The 17,035-nt window shown below is 70.7% G+C and carries 18 protein-coding genes; 10 read left to right on the forward strand and 8 right to left on the reverse strand.

Annotated elements, in window-relative coordinates; translation table 11 throughout:
* The first annotated feature begins 70 nt into the window (after positions 1-70).
* Both H0E84_RS11790 and H0E84_RS11795 read left to right on the forward strand, forming a co-directional pair.
* Positions 71-490 (forward strand): DNA polymerase III subunit chi, encoded by a 420-nt coding sequence (locus H0E84_RS11790; protein WP_180678845.1) that lies wholly within the window; start codon positions 71-73, stop codon positions 488-490.
* A 118-nt stretch (positions 491-608) separates the two neighbouring features.
* Positions 609-3,566 carry a valine--tRNA ligase gene (locus tag H0E84_RS11795; protein ID WP_180678846.1) on the forward strand — a complete coding sequence of 986 codons (2,958 nt, stop codon included), beginning with the start codon at positions 609-611 and terminating at the stop codon, positions 3,564-3,566.
* 53 nt (positions 3,567-3,619) lie between these two features.
* Here the strand turns inward: H0E84_RS11795 and rimI are convergent, their stop codons facing one another.
* From rimI to pssA, 3 genes are read right to left on the reverse strand one after another with little or no spacing between them, the layout of a single operon-like run.
* Positions 3,620-4,054: a ribosomal protein S18-alanine N-acetyltransferase gene (gene rimI / locus H0E84_RS11800; RefSeq protein WP_180678861.1), complete on the reverse strand. Its 435-nt coding sequence runs from the start codon at positions 4,052-4,054 to the stop codon at positions 3,620-3,622.
* A 47-nt stretch (positions 4,055-4,101) separates the two neighbouring features.
* Positions 4,102-4,368, reverse strand: a complete 267-nt coding sequence (locus H0E84_RS11805) for a hypothetical protein (protein WP_180678837.1) — start codon at positions 4,366-4,368, stop codon at positions 4,102-4,104.
* The gene (pssA, locus tag H0E84_RS11810; protein ID WP_180678847.1) at positions 4,365-5,147 is read right to left on the reverse strand and encodes a CDP-diacylglycerol--serine O-phosphatidyltransferase; all 783 of its coding nucleotides are present in this window, start codon (positions 5,145-5,147) and stop codon (positions 4,365-4,367) included. Before pssA ends, H0E84_RS11805 begins: the two co-directional genes overlap by 4 nt.
* Before the next feature lie 127 nt (positions 5,148-5,274).
* Here pssA and H0E84_RS11815 point away from each other — a divergent pair, with 127 nt between their 5' ends.
* The 4 genes from H0E84_RS11815 to H0E84_RS11830 all read left to right on the forward strand — a co-directional run bounded on the left by H0E84_RS11815 (position 5,275) and on the right by H0E84_RS11830 (position 8,266).
* Positions 5,275-5,667 (forward strand): DUF4124 domain-containing protein, encoded by a 393-nt coding sequence (locus H0E84_RS11815; RefSeq protein WP_180678848.1) that lies wholly within the window; start codon positions 5,275-5,277, stop codon positions 5,665-5,667.
* A gap of 3 nt (positions 5,668-5,670) precedes the next feature.
* Positions 5,671-5,946 carry a DUF4124 domain-containing protein gene (locus H0E84_RS11820; RefSeq protein ID WP_180678849.1) on the forward strand — a complete coding sequence of 92 codons (276 nt, stop codon included), beginning with the start codon at positions 5,671-5,673 and terminating at the stop codon, positions 5,944-5,946.
* 106 nt (positions 5,947-6,052) lie between these two features.
* Complete coding sequence (locus tag H0E84_RS11825) at positions 6,053-7,753, forward strand: proline--tRNA ligase (RefSeq protein WP_180678850.1); 1,701 nt, start codon at positions 6,053-6,055, stop codon at positions 7,751-7,753.
* A 141-nt stretch (positions 7,754-7,894) separates the two neighbouring features.
* On the forward strand, positions 7,895-8,266 hold the full coding sequence (locus H0E84_RS11830; protein WP_180678851.1) for an H-NS histone family protein: 372 nt from the start codon (positions 7,895-7,897) through the stop codon (positions 8,264-8,266).
* Positions 8,267-8,361: 95 nt separating this feature from the next.
* Here H0E84_RS11830 and H0E84_RS11835 read toward each other — a convergent pair whose 3' ends face one another.
* Positions 8,362-9,612 (reverse strand): threonine/serine exporter family protein, encoded by a 1,251-nt coding sequence (locus H0E84_RS11835; protein ID WP_180678852.1) that lies wholly within the window; start codon positions 9,610-9,612, stop codon positions 8,362-8,364.
* Positions 9,613-9,748: 136 nt separating this feature from the next.
* On the opposite strand from H0E84_RS11835, the gene H0E84_RS11840 reads away from it, so the two are divergent.
* The 4 genes from H0E84_RS11840 (at position 9,749) to H0E84_RS11855 (ending at position 13,415) form a co-directional block, all read left to right on the forward strand.
* Positions 9,749-10,864 (forward strand): ABC transporter permease, encoded by a 1,116-nt coding sequence (locus tag H0E84_RS11840; RefSeq protein WP_180678853.1) that lies wholly within the window; start codon positions 9,749-9,751, stop codon positions 10,862-10,864.
* An 89-nt stretch (positions 10,865-10,953) separates the two neighbouring features.
* Positions 10,954-11,772 (forward strand): ABC transporter ATP-binding protein, encoded by an 819-nt coding sequence (locus H0E84_RS11845; protein WP_180678854.1) that lies wholly within the window; start codon positions 10,954-10,956, stop codon positions 11,770-11,772.
* A 3-nt stretch (positions 11,773-11,775) separates the two neighbouring features.
* Positions 11,776-12,702 (forward strand): MlaD family protein, encoded by a 927-nt coding sequence (locus H0E84_RS11850; protein WP_180678855.1) that lies wholly within the window; start codon positions 11,776-11,778, stop codon positions 12,700-12,702.
* Positions 12,699-13,415 (forward strand): ABC-type transport auxiliary lipoprotein family protein, encoded by a 717-nt coding sequence (locus H0E84_RS11855; RefSeq protein WP_180678856.1) that lies wholly within the window; start codon positions 12,699-12,701, stop codon positions 13,413-13,415. The genes H0E84_RS11850 and H0E84_RS11855 overlap by 4 nt, the downstream gene beginning before the upstream one ends.
* Here the strand turns inward: H0E84_RS11855 and H0E84_RS11860 are convergent.
* From H0E84_RS11860 to H0E84_RS11875, 4 genes are all read right to left on the reverse strand, one after another.
* The gene (locus H0E84_RS11860) at positions 13,412-14,761 is read right to left on the reverse strand and encodes a sensor histidine kinase (protein ID WP_180678857.1); all 1,350 of its coding nucleotides are present in this window, start codon (positions 14,759-14,761) and stop codon (positions 13,412-13,414) included. The genes H0E84_RS11855 and H0E84_RS11860 overlap by 4 nt on opposite strands.
* A gap of 33 nt (positions 14,762-14,794) precedes the next feature.
* A complete protein-coding gene (locus H0E84_RS11865; RefSeq protein WP_180678858.1) occupies positions 14,795-15,478 on the reverse strand; it encodes a response regulator transcription factor in 684 nt (227 codons plus the stop codon).
* Between the two features lie 276 nt (positions 15,479-15,754).
* Positions 15,755-16,699: a 30S ribosomal protein S6--L-glutamate ligase gene (gene rimK, locus H0E84_RS11870; protein WP_180678859.1), complete on the reverse strand. Its 945-nt coding sequence runs from the start codon at positions 16,697-16,699 to the stop codon at positions 15,755-15,757.
* A gap of 96 nt (positions 16,700-16,795) precedes the next feature.
* Positions 16,796-17,035: PPC domain-containing protein (locus H0E84_RS11875; protein WP_180678860.1), on the reverse strand; the 240-nt coding region annotated here is incomplete at its 5' end.

Below are 17,035 nucleotides of genomic sequence, written 5' to 3' on the forward strand. Positions count from 1 at the left end.
GCGCGGGCTTCCACGGCCCCGTCGCCCGCCTTTTCCATTCCCGATTCCCGATTCCCGATTCCCGGCCTCCATGCGCGCCGACTTCTACCTGATCGCCAAGCCGCGCTTTCGCGCCGAGCCGCTACGGCTGGTCTGCGAACTGGCGCGCAAGGCGCACGACGCCGGGCTGCCGACCCTGGTGCTGGCGCGCGACCGCGACCAGGCCGAGGCGCTCGACGATCTGCTGTGGGACATGGGCGACGAGGTCTACATCCCCCACCAGATCGCCGGCGGGGAGGAGGACGACGAGGCGCCGGTATTGATCGCAGCGCCGGAACTGGACCCGCCGATGCGCCCGCTGGTGATCAACCTGCGCGACGCCGCGGTCGAGGGCGGCTTCGAGCGCGTGCTCGAAGTGGTCCCGGCCGACGAATCCGCGCGCGGTCCGCTGCGCGAACGCTGGAAGCAGTATCAGGCGCGCGGACTGGAGCTCAAGAAATACGATATGTAGGTTGGGCGGGAATCGGGAATGGAGAATCGTCAAGAGCGGCCTTCTCCCTTGCGTCCCGGTCTCCTTTGAGCGCCGCTCTTCACTATTCCCGATTCTCGATTCCCTATTCCCGGCTCCCATGACCCTCGCCCCCAGCTACGATCCCGGCACCTTCGAATCCCGCCTCTACGCCGAGTGGGAGTCGTCCGGCATCTTCGCGCCAAGGGGCGATGGCCCCGCCTACACCATCCTGCTGCCGCCGCCGAACGTCACCGGCACCCTGCACATGGGCCACGCCTTCCAGCACACCCTGCAGGACGCGCTGGTGCGCTACCACCGCATGCGCGGCTACCGCACGCTGTGGCAGATGGGCAGCGACCATGCCGGCATCGCCACCGAAATGGTGGTCACCCGCAATCTGGAGCGCGAGGGCGAGGGCGAAAGCCGCGACACCCTGGGCCGCGAGGGCTTCATCGCCAAGGTCTGGGAGTGGAAGGCGCAGTCCGGCGACACCATCGAGCGGCAGATGCGCCGCCTCGGCACCTCCGGCGACTGGACCCGCAAGGTCTTCACCATGGACGCCATGCCGTCCACGGCGGTGATCGAGGCCTTCGTGCGCCTGCACGAGAAGGGGCTGATCTACCGGGGCAAGCGTCTGGTGAACTGGGATCCGGTGCTCGACACCGCGATCTCCGACCTGGAAGTGGAGAACCGCGAAGTTCCCGGCCACATGTGGCACTTCAAGTATCCGCTGGCCGGCGGCGAGACCTACGAGTACGTCGAGCGCGACGCCGACGGCAACGTCGTGCTGCGGGAAACGCGCGACTACATCGCCATCGCCACCACCCGTCCGGAAACCATGCTCGGCGACGGCGCCGTGGCGGTCCACCCCGGCGATCCCCGCTACGCCCCGATCGTCGGCAAGCTGTGCGAGATACCCGTCGGCCCGAAGCGGCATCGCCGGCTGATTCCCATCATCGCCGACGAGTACCCGGATCCGGCGTTCGGCTCGGGCGCGGTGAAGATCACCGGGGCGCACGATTTCAACGACTACGCGGTGGCCGCACGCAACGGGATTCCGCTCTACGCGCTGATGGACGGCCGTGCGCGAATGCGCGAGGACGGCCTGCCGTACGAACAGAGCGCGCAGATCGCCGGAGAGATCGCCCGCGGCGAACGACCGGCGGGCGATGTCGCTGCGATCAACCTGGTGCCCGAAGAACTGCGCGGACTCGACCGGTACGAGGCGCGCAGGCGGGTGGTGGCGGCGATCACGGAGGAAGGCCTGGCCGTGACCGATGCCGACGGCGAGCCCCTGGTCGAGTCGAAGCCGCTCATGCAGCCGTTCGGCGACCGCTCCGGGTCGGTGATCGAGCCGTACCTGACGGACCAGTGGTTCGTGAAGATGGACCAGATGGGCCGGCGCGGGATGGAGCTGGTCCAGGACGGGTCGGTGAAGTTCGTGCCGCCGAACTGGATCAACACCTACCGCCACTGGATGGAGAACCTCCAGGACTGGACCATCAGCCGCCAGCTGTGGTGGGGCCACCGCATCCCGGCCTGGTTCGACGAGGGCGGCAACGTCTACGTCGGCCGCGACGAGGCCGATGCGCGCACGCGCGGCGGGATCGGCGACGACGTCGCCCTGCGCCAGGACAGCGACGTGCTGGAGACCTGGTTCTCCTCGGGGCTGTGGCCCTTCAGCACCCTGGGCTGGCCGGACCAGGCGGCGATGCGCGAGCGCGGCTTCGACGACTTCCTGCCCAGCAGCGTGCTGGTCACCGGCTTCGACATCATCTTCTTCTGGGTGGCGCGGATGATCATGATGACCGACGCGCTCACCGGCCGCGTGCCGTTCCGCGACGCCTACATCACCGGCCTGGTGCGCGACAAGGACGGCCAGAAGATGTCGAAGTCGAAGGGCAACATCCTCGATCCGCTGGACATCATCGACGGCATCTCGCTGGACGCGCTGGTCGCAAAGCGCACCACCGGGCTGATGCAGCCGCAGATGGCGGCGAAGATCGAGAAGGCCACGCGCAAGGAGTTTCCGGAAGGCATCGCCGCCCACGGCGCCGACCCGCTGCGCTTCACCATGGTCGCGCTGGCCGGCCCGGGGCGCGACATCAAGTTCGACCTCGGCCGTGCCGAGGGCTACAAGAACTTCTGCAACAAGCTGTGGAACGCCACCCGCTTCGTGCTGATGAACACCGAAGGGTGGGAATCGGGAGTCGGGAATCGGGAATCGGACCCGCCCACGCCGGTCACCGACGCGGAGCAGTGGATCCTGTCGCGACTGGCCAGGGCCGCCGCCGAGGCCGAGGCGCATTTCGCCGCCTATCGTTTCGACCTGCTCGCCCAGACGCTCTACGAGTTCGCCTGGAACGAGTTCTGCGACTGGTTCGTGGAGCTGGCCAAGCCCGCCCTCAACGGCGGCGACGCCGCAGCGGCCGCGAGTACCCGCCGCACCCTGCTGACGGTGCTCGAAGCGCTGCTGCGCCTGCTGCACCCGCTGGTTCCGTTCGTCACCGAGACGCTGTGGCGCCAGGTCGCGCCGCGGCTCGGCATCGACGCGGCGACCATCTCGCTGCAGCCCTACCCGCGCGCCGCGGACTTCGACGGCTCCGGCCACGCGCGCGCCGCGGCCGACGTGGAATGGCTGCGGGCAATGGTGTCCGCGCTGCGCCGTATCCGCAGCGAGCTGGGCGTCTCCCCCGCGCGCCAGGTCACCCTGTTGCTGCAGGGCGGCAGCGCCGACGACGCGGCGCGGGTCGAGCGCTTCGCCTCGCAGCTCGCCTTCCTCCTGCGGCTCGAGCGCATCGACACCATCGCAGGCGATCCGCCGCCGGCTGCCGCCGGCATGGTCGGCGCCCTGAAGCTGTTCGTGCCGCTCGAGGGCCTCGTCGACCTCGACGCCGAACGCGCCCGTCTCGACAAGGAAATCGCGCGCGTGGCCGGAGAGAAGGAGAAGAGCGAGGCGAAGCTGGCGAAGTTCAGCGACAAGGTGCCGCCGGCGGTGGTCGACCAGGAACGCCAGCGCCTGGCCGACTGGGCCGCGCGGCACGCCGCTCTCGCCGCCCAGCGGGCGCGGCTGTAGCGCAGCGGCGCCGTCGTCGCCCCCGGCCGGGGCCCCACGTCACGCGCCGGGGCTCAAACGTCGGCGAACAGCTCGATCGCCATCACGATGGCGTCCTCGCGCCCGTGCGCGGCCGGGTAGTAGCGCGGGCGCCGGCCGATCTCGTTGAAGCCCTCGTCGTGGTAGAGCGCGATCGCGTGCGGATTGGACGGCCGCACCTCCAGGAACACCCGCGCCGCGCCCTCGGCGCGGACGATGCGCAGCAGCGCCCGCAGCAGCCGGCGGCCGTGCCCGCGACCCTGGCGCTTCGGGTCGATGCAGAGATTGAGCACATGGGCCTCGTCGGCGGCGATGCTGGCGACGCCGTAACCGACGACGTCGGCCCCGGCGCGCAACACCCAGGCCGGGTACCCGGCGCGCAGGCAGTCGCGGAAGATGCCCGGCGTCCAGGGGAACGGATAGGCGCGCCGTTCGATCTCCATCACCGTGTCCAGGTCGTCCTCGCGCATCGGGCGCAGGCTCGTGGCGGTGTCCACGGCGCCGGCGGGCAGCGCGCTCACCGCGCCGCCCGGCTCCGCAGCGCGCGCAGCTGCGGCCACAGCGCCCGCTTCGCGGCGGGATCGCGCAGGCGCGAAAGCGGTTGCCAGGCGCGATACAGCGCCGCCGCGCCGGGATCCTCGCGGCGGCTGCCGGCCGCGTGCAGCAGCGCGTCCAGCAGCGGATCGTCCGGCAGCGCCGGCGCCGGGTCGACCCGCTCCCACACCGCGAAGCCGAGCGCTTCCAGGGTTTCGCGCTGGACCTCGTCCCAGTCCGTCCCGCTCACGGCGCACCCGCCGCGCCCGCGCCCGGACGCCGCCGCCACAACCACTGCGCCGGCCCGGACAGCGCATACAGCGTGGCCGCGGCCAGCAGGGTCTTGGGCGGGTCGATCCACAGCGCGATCAGCACCGCCAGGGCGATCAGCAGGAAGAAGAACGGCACACGGTCGGAACGCGGCCCGGTGCCCCCGCCCTTGAAGCTGCTGTAGCGGATCTGGCTGACCATGAGCAGCGCCGCGACCACGGTGACCGCGAGCGCCGCGTAGCGCAGTTCCTCGCCCCCCCAGCCGAGGTCGTGGCTGGTCCAGACGAAGCTGGCCATCAGGCCGGCGGCGGCCGGGCTGGCCAGGCCGACGAACCAGCGCTTGTCGACCTTGGCCACCTGGCTGTTGAAGCGCGCCAGCCGCAGCGCCGCGCAGGCCGCGTACAGGAACGCCGCCAGCCAGCCGATGCGGCCGATGGTCACCCCGTCGAGCTTCAGCGACATCAGCGCCCAGTGGTACATCACCAGGGCCGGGGCCATGCCGAAACTGATCAGGTCGGCCAGCGAGTCGTACTGGACCCCGAACTCGCTCTGGGTGTTGGTCAGGCGCGCCACCCGGCCGTCGATGCCGTCGAGGATCGCGGCGACGAAGATCGCGATGCAGGCGGCCCCGAACCGCCCCTGCGAGGCGGCGATGATGGCGAAGAAGCCCGCGAACAGGCCGCCGGTGGTGAACAGGTTCGGCAGCAGGTAGATGCCGCGGCCGCGGGCCGGTCCCGGCGGTGGAGGGGTCTGGTCCATCCGGCGAGTTTACCGGGCCCGGGGGGCGACGAAAGCCGCGACGCCGGTCAAGACACGGGCCGCCGCGACTTGCGCCGCGGCCCCCGGGGTGCTGCAATCGCCGCGATTCCCCCTGCAGGAGCTTTCCATGCGCCATCCGATCCTCGGCACGACCCTGGCCCTGGCCCTGGCCGCCGGCGCCACGGCCCCCGTCGCCGGCGCCCAGGAGGTCTATCAGTGGAAGGATGCCAACGGGGTGACCCACTATTCCGAGTCGCCGCCGCCCAGCGGCAGCTACCAGCAACGGCGGATCACCAACTCCGGCGCCAGCGCCGGCAGCGACCCCACAGCGGCGCCGGTCGCGGTCGCCGAGAACCCGCAGTGCACCACGGCCCGCAACAACATCGCGCTGCTGCAGGGCGAGGGCCCGGTCGCCCAGGAGGACGGCAGCGAGCTCGGCGAAGACGAGCGCGCCAACCAGATGGAACTGGCCCAGGCGGCGGTGCGGGCCTACTGCACCGACGGCGCTTCCGCCGACTGACCCATGCGCCTGGCCTGGGCCGTGACGCTGGGCCTGGCCGCGGGCGGCGCGCTGGCCTGGTGGCTGTCGCGCGATCCCCCGGAGGTGATCGAGGCGCGCCAGGCGCGCGCGGAGCAGGCCGCAGCCGCCAACGCCGAGGAGGCGCGTCCGGTGCTGTATCGCTGGCGCGACGCCGCCGGCAACCTGCAGGTGACCGATCAGCCGCCTGCCGGGCGCGCCTACGAAAAGGTCGACATGTCCCCGCGCGAGGGGATCGAGATCGACGGCCGGCGGCGCTGAACGCCCTCGGGACGCGCCCGGCACGGCGACCGGCCCGCCGCCAGGACCCTGCACCGGGGCCGCAACGCTGGCAGAATCGCGGGTCCTTTCCCGCCGAATCCCGCCGATGCGCCTGTCGCAGTTCCATCTCCGCACCACCAAGGAAACTCCGGCCGACGCCGAGATCGCCAGTCACCGGCTGATGCTGCGGGCGGGCCTGGTCCGCAAGCTGGCCGCCGGCATCTACACCTGGTCGCCGCTGGGCCTGCGGGTGCTGCGCAAGGTCGAGGCGATCGTGCGCGAGGAGATGGACGCCGCCGGGGCGATCGAACTGCTGATGCCGTCGGTGCAGCCGCGCGAGCTGTGGGAGGAGACCGGTCGCTGGGACAAGTTCGGCGGCCAGCTGCTCAAGCTGCAGGACCGCAAGGAGTCCTGGTACTGCGTCGGGCCGACCCATGAGGAAGTGATCACCGATCTGGCGCGCCACGAGCTGGCCAGCTACAAGCAGCTGCCGGTGACCTTCTACCAGATCCAGACCAAGTTCCGCGACGAGATCCGGCCGCGCTTCGGCGTGATGCGCGCACGCGAATTCCTGATGAAGGACGCCTATTCGTTCCACCTCGACGATGCCGGCCTCGACCTCGAATACCGCAACATGCATGCTGCCTACACCCGCATCTTCACCCGCCTGGGCCTGAAGTTCCGCGCGGTGCAGGCCGATTCGGGCGCGATCGGCGGCGACGCCTCGCAGGAGTTCCACGTGCTCGCCGATTCCGGCGAGGACGCCATCGCCTTCTCCACCGGCTCGGACTACGCCGCCAACGTCGAGACCGCGCGTGCCGCGGCGCCCGCGCCGCGGCCGACGCCCGCCGAGGACATGCGCAGCGTCGCCACGCCCGTGCAGAAGACCTGCGAGGACGTGGCCGCGCTGCTCGGGGTGCCGCTGGCGCGTACCGCGAAGTCGATCGCGGCGATGACCGACGAGGGCTTCGTGCTCGCGCTGGTGCGCGGCGACCACGAGGTCAACGAGATCAAGCTGGCCAAGGTGGAAGGCATGGCCGGCTACCGCATGGCCACCGAAGCCGAGATCGCCGCGCATCTTGGCTGCGAGCCGGGGTTCCTGGGTCCGGTCGGGATGCGCGCGCCGGCGCGGGTGATCGCCGACCGCGAGGTCGCGGCGATGGCCGACTTCATCGTCGGCGCCAACCGCCCGGGGGAGCATCTGGCGGGCGTCAACTGGGGCCGCGACCTGCCCGAACCCGACGCCGTCGCCGACATCCGCAACGTGGTCGACGGCGACCCGGCCGAGGACGGCGGGCAACTGCGCATCGTGCGCGGCATCGAGGTCGGACACGTGTTCCAGCTCGGCCGCAAATACGCCGACGCCATGCGCTGCACGGTGCTCGACGAGAATGGCAGGGAGGCGGTGCCGGCGATGGGCTGCTACGGCATCGGCGTCTCGCGCGTGGTCGCCGCGGCGATCGAGCAGAACCACGACGAGGCAGGAATCGTCTGGCCCGAGCCGATGGCGCCGTGGCGGGTCGCGGTGTGCGTGATCAATCCCAAGCAGAACCCGGCGGTGATCGAGGCGGCCGAAGCGCTGTACCGCGAACTGCAAGCCGCGGGAATCGAAACCGCGCTCGACGATCGCGGCCTGCGTCCGGGCCCGATGTTCGCCGACATGGAACTGATCGGCATTCCGCATCGCGTGGTGGTATCCGAACGCGGCCTCTCCACGGGTACCTTCGAATACCGCGCACGCAGCGCAGCGGCCGCGGAGAATCTCGATCGCAGCGCCCTGTTCGCGCGGCTCGCGGCCGGGCGCTGAAAATACGCGCGATTCCAACGCTGAAGCGCGCGCATGCGCGCGCCGCGATTAACTGCCGATTTGTCAATGATTAAGTTTCTGATTACCATCCGGCCATGGCCAGGGACGGCTGTATCCCCTTTCCATGATCCGGAGTAATTGATGGCAATCGATCTGCAGGGCCTGTCGGCCAGAGAACTCGACTCGCTGATCAACCAGGCGAAGCAGCGCAAGACCACCCTCAAGAAGCGCAAACCCGTCGCCGCCGTGCGCAGGAAGCTCGAAGCGCTGGCGCAGGCCGAGGGCTACACCGTCGCCGAACTCTTCGGCGCCCGCGGCGCCACCGCCGCACCGAAGGCCCGCAAGACCGCGAAGAAGGCCGCCAAGGGACGCAAGCTCGGCAAGGTCGCGCCGAAGTACCGTAACCCGGCCAACAAGAACGAGACCTGGACCGGCCGCGGCAAGCAGCCGCGCTGGCTGGCCGCGCAGGTCAAGAAGGGCAAGAAGCCCGAGGATTTCCTGATCAAGAAGTAATGCGCTGCAGGAAGTAATGCGCTGCAGGACGCGAAGAACGCCGGCGATGCCGGCGTTCTTCATGTCCGTCGGCCGCCCCTCCCGCGCAAGCGCCGCTACAGGCTCTTGCGCGCCGGCAGCAGCAGGTTGCCGAAGATCAGGCCCGCGATCAGTGCGAGGATGATGTTGAGCACCGCCAGCATCGCCTGCTGGCCTGCAGCGACGTCCTGTTGCTGGATCAGCGTCATCAGCCCGCGCAGGCTGGCGCTGCCGGGCACCAGCATGATGATGCCCGGCACCCGGATCACCGCGCCCGGGCGGTTGGCCCAGCGCGCGTAGCCGTTGCCGGCCGCGGTGAGCACCAGGCCGGACAGGAACAGGCCGATCGACGATCCCCACTGCCCGCCCGCGTAGCGCGAGATCAGGTAGCCGCTCGCCGCCGCCAGCATCACCAGCGGGTAGTCGCGGCGGTCGGCGCGAAACAGGATCGCGAACGACAGCGCGGCGATGCCCAGCGCCGCCCATTCCACCCAGTCCGGCTGCGGACGCAGCGCGCGCACCTGGGGTTCCAGCCCCAGCAGCTGCGCCAGGGTCAGGGCGATCACCGTGCCCACGGTGAGCTTGAGCACCGTGGTCACCGCGCCGGCGAAGCGGGCCGTGCCGGAGACCAGATGCTGGCTGGTGAGTTCGTTGACGGCATTGGTCAACGCCATGCCGGGCAGCATGACGATCAGCGACGCGATCACCACGGTATTGAGGTTCAGCGGCGCCACGAAGCTGGCGACGGCGATCGCCACGAAGCCCGCGATCATGCCCGCGACCGCGTCGCCCGCCTCCTTGAGGCGCTGGCCGTCGCGCGTGAGCAGGTCGAGCAGTCCCAGCAGCAGGCCGATGACGGCGGCGGTGGCGATGTCCAGCCAGGGCAGCCGCCATAGCCCGGCCACCCCGGCGGCGATCATCACGAACGCCGCGACCTGCAGCGCCTTGCCCCCGCGGCCCGGCCGTCGCAGGTCGAGTTCGCGCAGCGCCGCATGCCCCTCGGCCAGGTCGAGGGTGCCGGCGACCACCTGCTCGGCGATCCGGTCGGCGGCGCACAGGCTGTAAAGGTCCACCTCGCCGGGCGCCAGGCGGATCACCCGGGTAGTGTCGCTGTCGCCGGGGGGGCGCTGCGGGTCGTTGAACGAGAGCACCATGCCGGTCGGGTTCACCCAGGGCTCGCAGTCCAGGTCGAGCTGCTGCGTCACCGCGACCACCGTGGCCTCGAGCCGCTGCGCGGTGGTGCCGTAGGCGTGCAGGTGCTCGGCCAGCTCGACCACGAAGGCGATGCGGGCGGCATAGGCGTAGGTGCGGGGCGAGGGGCGCGTCATCGCCAAAGGATCGCATGCACGCAGCCGCTCCGACAGCTCGCGGCCGCCTTCACCGCCGGCGGCCGCGATTGCGTACTCTATGGCAGGGCCGGCACCGTCACCGGCCGCCGCAACGCGCCAGGAACCTTCGCCCCGCATGACCGCGCCGGCCACCCCGCCGAACATCGAGATCGACGCCGAAGACGGCTCGCGGCTCCGCCTCGGCGGACAGTGGACGCTGGGCTTCGCCGACGAGATCGGCGCCTGCCTGCGCGACGCGCCCGAGCAGGCGCGCGAGGTCGACGCCGGTTCGGTGGAGCGCATCGACTCGCTGGGCGTGCTGCAGCTGCTGCGGTTCGCGCGCAGGCGCGACCTGCCGTTCGACAGATTCCACTTCCACGACGACCACCGCACCCTGGTGGAGGCGATCGGCGACGTCGCCGACGACCGTCCCACGCACCGGCGCGAGTACGGCTTCGCGGCGGCGCTGGCGCGGCTCGGCTTCGCGGTCCAGGACAACTGGCGCGAGGCCATCGCCCTGGTGAGCTTCCTCGGCGAGAATCTCGCCAAGCTGGCGCGGCTGTTCAAGGAGCCCTCGCGCTTCCGCCTGACCTCCACCGTGCACCACATGGAGCAGGTGGGCCTGGACGCGGTGCCGCTGGTGATGCTGCTCTCGTACCTGGTCGGCGCGGTGATCGCCTTTCTCGGCTCCACCATCCTCGCCGACTTCGGCGCGCAGATCTTCGTGGTGGAACTGGTCAGCATCGCCTTCCTGCGCGAGTTCGCGGTGCTGCTGACGGCGATCATCCTGGCCGGCCGCACCGCCAGCGCCTTCACGGCGCAGATCGGCGCCATGGTCAGCCGCGAGGAGGTGGATGCGATCCGCACCCTCGGCCTCGACCCGGTGGACCTGCTGGTGCTGCCGCGCATCATCGCGCTGCTGGTGATGCTGCCGCTGCTGACCTTCCTGGCGATGATCGCCGGCCTGGCCGGCGGCGTCTCGGTGGGCGCCTTCAGCCTGGAGATCCCGCCGCAGGCCTACCTGGCGCGGATGCAGGACACCTTCGAGCTGCGGCACATGCTGGTGGGACTGTCCAAGGCACCGCTGTTCGCGCTGCTGATCGGGCTGATTGGGTGCCTGGAGGGCTTGCAGGTCGAGGGCACGGCCCAGTCGGTGGGCGAGCGGACCACTTCGAGCGTGGTGCAGGCGATCTCGCTGGTGATCGTGATCGACGCGATTGCGGCGATCTGGTTCATGCACATGGGATGGTGACCGGATGGGTACGGGCAGCCATGCGATCCCCGACCGGACCGGCGCCGCACACCCGGTCGCGACCCGCCCGACGCTATCCTGTCCCGACAATGGCTGAATCCGAATCCCCAGAACCCGTCGTCCGCGTCCGCGGCGTCGCGAACCGTTTCGGCCGCCAGGTCGTGCACGAGGACCTGGATCTGGAAGCGCGCCGCGGCGAGATCCTCGGCGTGGTCGGCGGCTCCGGCAGCGGCAAGTCGGTACTGATGCGCACCATCCTCGGCCTGCGCCGCCCCGATGCCGGGCAGATCGAGGTGCTGGGCGTGGACGCGCGCAGCGACGATCCGGGCACCCGGCTGCACATCGAGCGCAACACCGGCGTGCTGTTCCAGGACGGCGCGCTGTTTTCCTCGCTGACCGTCGGCGAGAACGTGGAGGTGCCGCTCAAGGAGCACTACCCGCACCTGGCCGACTCCCTGCGCTACGAGCTGGCGCTGCTCAAGATCAAGCTGGCCGGGCTGCCCGCCGACACTCTCGACAAGCTGCCCTCGCAGCTGTCCGGGGGCATGCGCAAACGCGCGGGGGTGGCGCGCGCCCTCGCCCTCGACCCGCCGCTGCTGTTCCTGGACGAGCCCACCGCCGGGCTCGACCCGATCGGCGCAGCCGCCTTCGACCAGCTGATCCGCACCCTGCAGCAGGCGCTCGGCCTCACCGTGTTCCTCATCACCCACGATCTGGATACCCTGTACGCGATCTGCGACCGCGTCGCCGTGCTGGCCGACCGCAGGGTGCTGGCCACAGCGCCCCTGGAGGAGATCGAGCGGCTCGACCACCCGTGGGTGCAGGAGTATTTCCACGGTCCGCGCGCGCGCGCCGCACGCCGCGCGCGCGACGGCGACCCTTCGCGCGGCACTGCCCTGGAAGCCTGACGCATGGAAACCAAAGCCAACTACGTGCTGATCGGCGCTTTCACCATCGCGGTGTCCGTGTTCGGGCTGCTGTTCGCGCTATGGGCCGCCAAGTACGCCTCGGACCGCAGCTGGGAGGAGTACGCGGTGGTGTTCAACGAGCCCGTGACCGGGCTCTCGGAAGGCAGCAGCGTGCAGTACAACGGGATCGCGGTGGGTTCCGTGGAGAGCCTGCAGCTGTCGCCGGACGACCCGCGACAGGTAGTGGCGCGGCTGCGCATCGACGCGCGCACGCCGATCAAGGTGGATACCCGCGCGCGGATGTCGATGACCAGCCTGACCGGGCCGCCGATCATCCAGCTCACCGGCGGCAGCCCGGAAGCGCCGCCGCTGGCGACGCAGAGCGACCGCGAGGTGCCGATCATCCTCACCGAGCCGTCGGCGCTGCAGAACATCGCCGACACGGCCAACCGCCTGGTCGAACGCCTCGACAAGCTGCTCAGCGAGGACAACATCGCCAAGGTCGACCGGACCCTGACCCATATCGAGGCGGTGACCGGTGCGCTCGGCGAGGGCAGCGAGGACATCGGCGGACTGCTGCGCTCGGCGCGCGCCGCCAGCGAGCGCCTGGAGCGCACCCTCGACTCGGCCAACAGCGCGATCACCGACTTCGACCGCGGCTTCGTGCAGGAACTGCCGCAGCTGATCGAGAAGCTGGACCGCACCCTGACCCGGCTGGATTCGGCCGCCGACGGCGCCGACGCGATCCTCAACGAGAACCGCGCCGCCATCAACAGCTTCGCCAACGACGGCCTGGGCCAGCTCGGGCCGACGCTCGGCGAGCTGCGCTCGCTGATCCGCGACCTGCGCCGGATCAGCGACCGTCTCGAGAACAACCCCGCGCGCTACCTGCTCGGCCGTGACGCTCCCAAGGAGTTCGAACCCGAATGAACACCGCCTTCCGCGCCGCCTCCGCGGCGCATCCCGGCATCGCCGTCCTCGCCCGCGCCGCCCTGGTGGCCGCGCTGGCCGTGTCCGTGACCGGTTGCGGCCTGCTCGGCGGCGGCGGCGGCGGCCGCGAGCGCGCCACCATCTACGCACCCGACGTGCGCGTGGCGCCGGACCCTTCCTGGCCGCGGGTGGACTGGCAGCTGGCGATCGGCAGCGCCGCGGCCTCGCGGGTGACCGACAGCCCGCGCATCAACGTGCGACCGACGCCGTCGGAGCTGGAGGTCTACGCCGGCGCGGCCTGGGCGCAGCCGGCCACCGACATGCTCGAGGACACCCTGCTGCGCGCGTTCGAGGACTCCGGCCGGATCGACGCGGTGGCGCGCAGCGAAAGCGGCATTCGTTCCGACTACAAGCTGGTCCTGGACCTGCGCCGCTTCGAATCCGACTATGCCGGCGCCGCAGTGCCGAGCGCCACCATCGAGGTCGCCGCGAAGCTGCTTTACAACCGCGACCAGCGCGTGGCGGCCTCGCGCACCTTCCTGCAGGCGGTGCCTGCCGGCGGAACCGATGTCGGCGCCGTCGTCGCGGCCTTCGAACGGGGGCTGGCGGCACTGACCGCCGACATGGTCGGCTGGACCCTCTCCAGCGGCAACGCCGACGCCGCCGGCACCGCGGCAGTGCCCGCTTCCCGCCGAGCCCCGCCCGCGAACTAGGCGCCGGCAGGGGACTCCTGCGAGAACGACAGCGTCGCCACCACGCCCTGGCGCTCGCCCGGCACCACGCGCACGCTCCAGCCGTACAGCGCGCACAGCCGGCGCACGATCGACAACCCGATGCCGCCGCCCTGGGAATGCTCGGCATGGGTCCCGCGATAGCCGCGCTCGAACAGCCGGGCCGCGTCCTCGGCGCTGAGGCCCGGGCCGGAATCGATCACCTCCACCGCGCCCGGCAACAGGCGCACGATCACCTCGCCGGCGTTGGTGTACTTGACGGCGTTGCCGACCAGGTTGCCCAGCGCCACCGAGACCGCAGCCTCCGGCGCGTCCACCACCATCCCGTCCTCGCCCTCCAGCCGCAGCTCCAGCGGCTTGTTGCCGACCTGGGTCCGGTGGGCATCGAGCAGCTGCTCCGCCACGCGCCCCACGTCGGTGGCGCCGTGGCCGCGCTCGGCGCGCGAGAGCAGCAGCAGCGCGCTGATCAGGTCGGTGCACTGCTGCTCGGCGCGCTGGATCCGCAGCAGCCGCGCCTCCGTCTTCGCGTCCAGGTCCGGCCGCGCCAGCAGCAGCTCGGCGGCGCCGCGGATCACCGCCAGCGGCGTGCGCAGCTCATGGCTGACGTCGGCGTTGAACTCGCGGTCGCGCTGCACCACCTCGGTCAGGCGCGCCGCATAGTCGTCCAGCGCGCCGGCCAGCTGGCCGACCTCGTCGTCCGGGAAGTGCGCCGCCAGCGCCTCGGGCCGCGCGCTGCTGCCCGAGTCCTGCAGGCGCCGGGCCAGCTCGGAAACCGGGCTCATCACCCGCGACGCCGCCCACCAGCCGACCAGCAGCGACAACATCGAGACCAGCAGCACCGAGCCCAGGATCGCCCGCTGGAACTGCGCCTCTCCGCGCGCGGCCTGGGTCATGTCGTAGGCGAGAAAGAACCACTCGTCCGGGGTCTTGCGCACCGCCAGCTTGTAGGAGAACCGCTCGCCGTCTTCGTCCTCGCCGCCGAGGTTGTGGATCCCGTCCGGCAGCTCGTACCAGTCCGGCTGCTCGACCTTGAGCATCTCGAAGCGTTCGCGCTTGACCACCCGGCCGATCATCTGCTGCAGCGGCAGGTCCGGGCTGCGGGTGGGATCGCTGTAGAAGCGCCGCGCGAACTCGTCGATGTTCCGATTCATCACGTCCTCCACCAGGTCGTTCTCGACGCGGTTGCGCGCCTCCTGGGTCAGGAACGCGAACAGCGCGGTGAGGCCGAATCCGAGCAGGACGAAGGACAGGATGATGCGGCTACGCAGGCGTCGCCGGTAGCGCCTGGCCCGGCGTGCGGATGCCGCGGGCTTGGGGTCTGTCGACATGTGCGGGAAGCGCGGCGCCAACCCCGGCGTGGACTAGCTGCCGCCCTCGGGCGCGGCGATGCGGTAGCCGATGCCGTGGCGGGTCTGGATCAGCGGCGTCTCGAAGGGCTTGTCGACCACCGCGCGCAGACCGTGGATGTGGACGCGCAGGGAATCCGAATCCGGCAGCTCCTCGCCCCAGACGCGGGTCTCCAGCTCCTGTCGGGTGACCACCGCCGGCGCCGCCTCCATCAAGGCCTGCAGGATCTTCAGCGCGGTGGGGTTGAGCTGCAGCAGCTTGCCCTGGCGCCGCACTTCCAGGGTGTCGAGGTTGTACTCGAGGTCGGCGGTCTCCAGCACCCGGGTCTGCACGCCGCGGCCGCGCCGCGAAAGCGCGTTGAGCCGCACCTCGACCTCCTGCAGCGCGAACGGCTTGATCAGGTAGTCGTCGGCGCCGGAATCGAAGCCCGAGAGCTTGTTTTCCAGCGAGTCGCGCGCGGTCAGCATCAGCACCGGGGTCTGCTTGCGCGCCTCGTTGCGCAGCTTGCGGCAGACCTCGAGCCCGTCGATGCCCGGCAGGTTGAGGTCGAGCACGATCGCGTCGAACTCGTGGACCACCGCCAGATGCAGCCCGGTGACCCCGTCTGCGGCGAAGTCGACGGTATGGCCGCGGTCCTCCAGGTAGTCGCCGAGATTGGCGGCGATGTCCTGGTTGTCTTCGATCACGAGTATGCGCATCGCCAGTGGGTTCCGTTGGGGGTGTCGGGAGAGACGGGAGTTCGTTCGACCGCAATGCCGGTGCGGGGTTTCCCGGCAGTGCGGGGATTCTGGCACACGGCCATGCGAAGCCCGCGTCGGGCCCGCAGCCGCGGCGGGCGCCGATACAAAAGACCCAGGCGATGGCTCGCCTGGGTCAATGAGTACTGCCCCGATTGCCCGTAATCTGCCGGCCGGCTGGCTGCAAAGGAACAGAAGGCCGGCGGATCGCGGACCAGCAAGCTACGCCGCGGACGATTAAACGCCGGTTAAGCCGGATGTTATTTTTTCATTAATTCGGCGGCGGGACGGGGATTTGCGCGGAAGCGCGGCCGCCGCCGAGGCGACGAAATCGACGATGCGCCCGGCCAGGTCCGCGCCGGCGACCGCCTCGATGCCCTCCAGGCCCGGCGAGGCGTTGACCTCGAGCACCAGCGGCCCGCGCCGCGATCGGATCAGATCGACCCCGGCCACGCCCAGCTCCAGCGCCCGCGCGGCACGCACGGCCAGCGCCTGCTCGTCCGCCGACGGCAGCGCGGCGTGGCCGCTCCCGCCCCGGTGCAGGTTGGAGCGGAAATCGCCCGGCGGCGCCTCGCGCTGCATCGCCGCGACTACGACGTCGCCCACCACCAGGCAGCGCAGGTCGCGACCCTCGGCCTCGCCGACGAATTCCTGCACCAGGAAATTCGCGTACAGGCCGCGCAGCGCTTCGATCACGCTGCGCGAGGCCGAGGGCTTCTCGGTCAGCATCACTCCCGCGCCCTGCGCGCCCTCGTTGAGCTTGATCACATGCGGCGGCGGACCGAGCATCGACAGCAGGTCGGCGGTGTCGTCGGGGTTGTCGCCGAACACGGTGGCCGGCAGGTCGATCCCCTGCGCCGCGAGCAGCTGGTGGCAGCGCAGCTTGTCGCGCGCCCGGGCGATCGCCGCCGAGGCATTGGGGGTGTAGACGCCCATCAGCTCGAACTGGTGCAGCACTGCGTTGCCGTAGCGGGTGATGGAGGCGCCGATCCGCGGGATCACCGCGTCGTAGCCGGACAGCGGCCGGCCCTTGTAGTGCATCGAGAAGCCGTCCGCGGCGATGCGCATGTAGCAGCGCAGCGGGTCGAGCACGCGCACGCTGTGGCCGCGCGCGCGCGCCGCCTCGACCAGGCGCCGGGTCGAGTAGAGCTTGCTGTTGCGCGAGAGGATGGCGAGCTTCATCCCGCGCAGACTACGTCACCACCGCCTGCACGGGAATGGGCGCGGGAAACCCCGGCCGTAGCCGGGGCGCCCGGTTTCCGCGAACGATCGCGAAGATCAGTCGTGCCGGGCCTGCAGAGTGAGGTTGCTGAACGCATGCACGCCCACCAGCTTGACGTAGTACACGCCGGCTGCGGGACCGTTGATGCGGACCAGCTCGCTGTTGCCCGGACGGGTCGAGTTCCAGTCGCCGGCACCGGCATCCGGTTCCTCGTCCAGGCTGACGTGCAGCGACACGTCGCCGCTGCCGCCGCTGGTGGTGATGCTCAACGGGCCGTTCACGCCCGCCGGCACCTC

Origin of the sequence: Luteimonas salinisoli (assembly GCF_013425525.1) — a bacterium.
Lineage (GTDB): Bacteria > Pseudomonadota > Gammaproteobacteria > Xanthomonadales > Xanthomonadaceae > Luteimonas > Luteimonas salinisoli.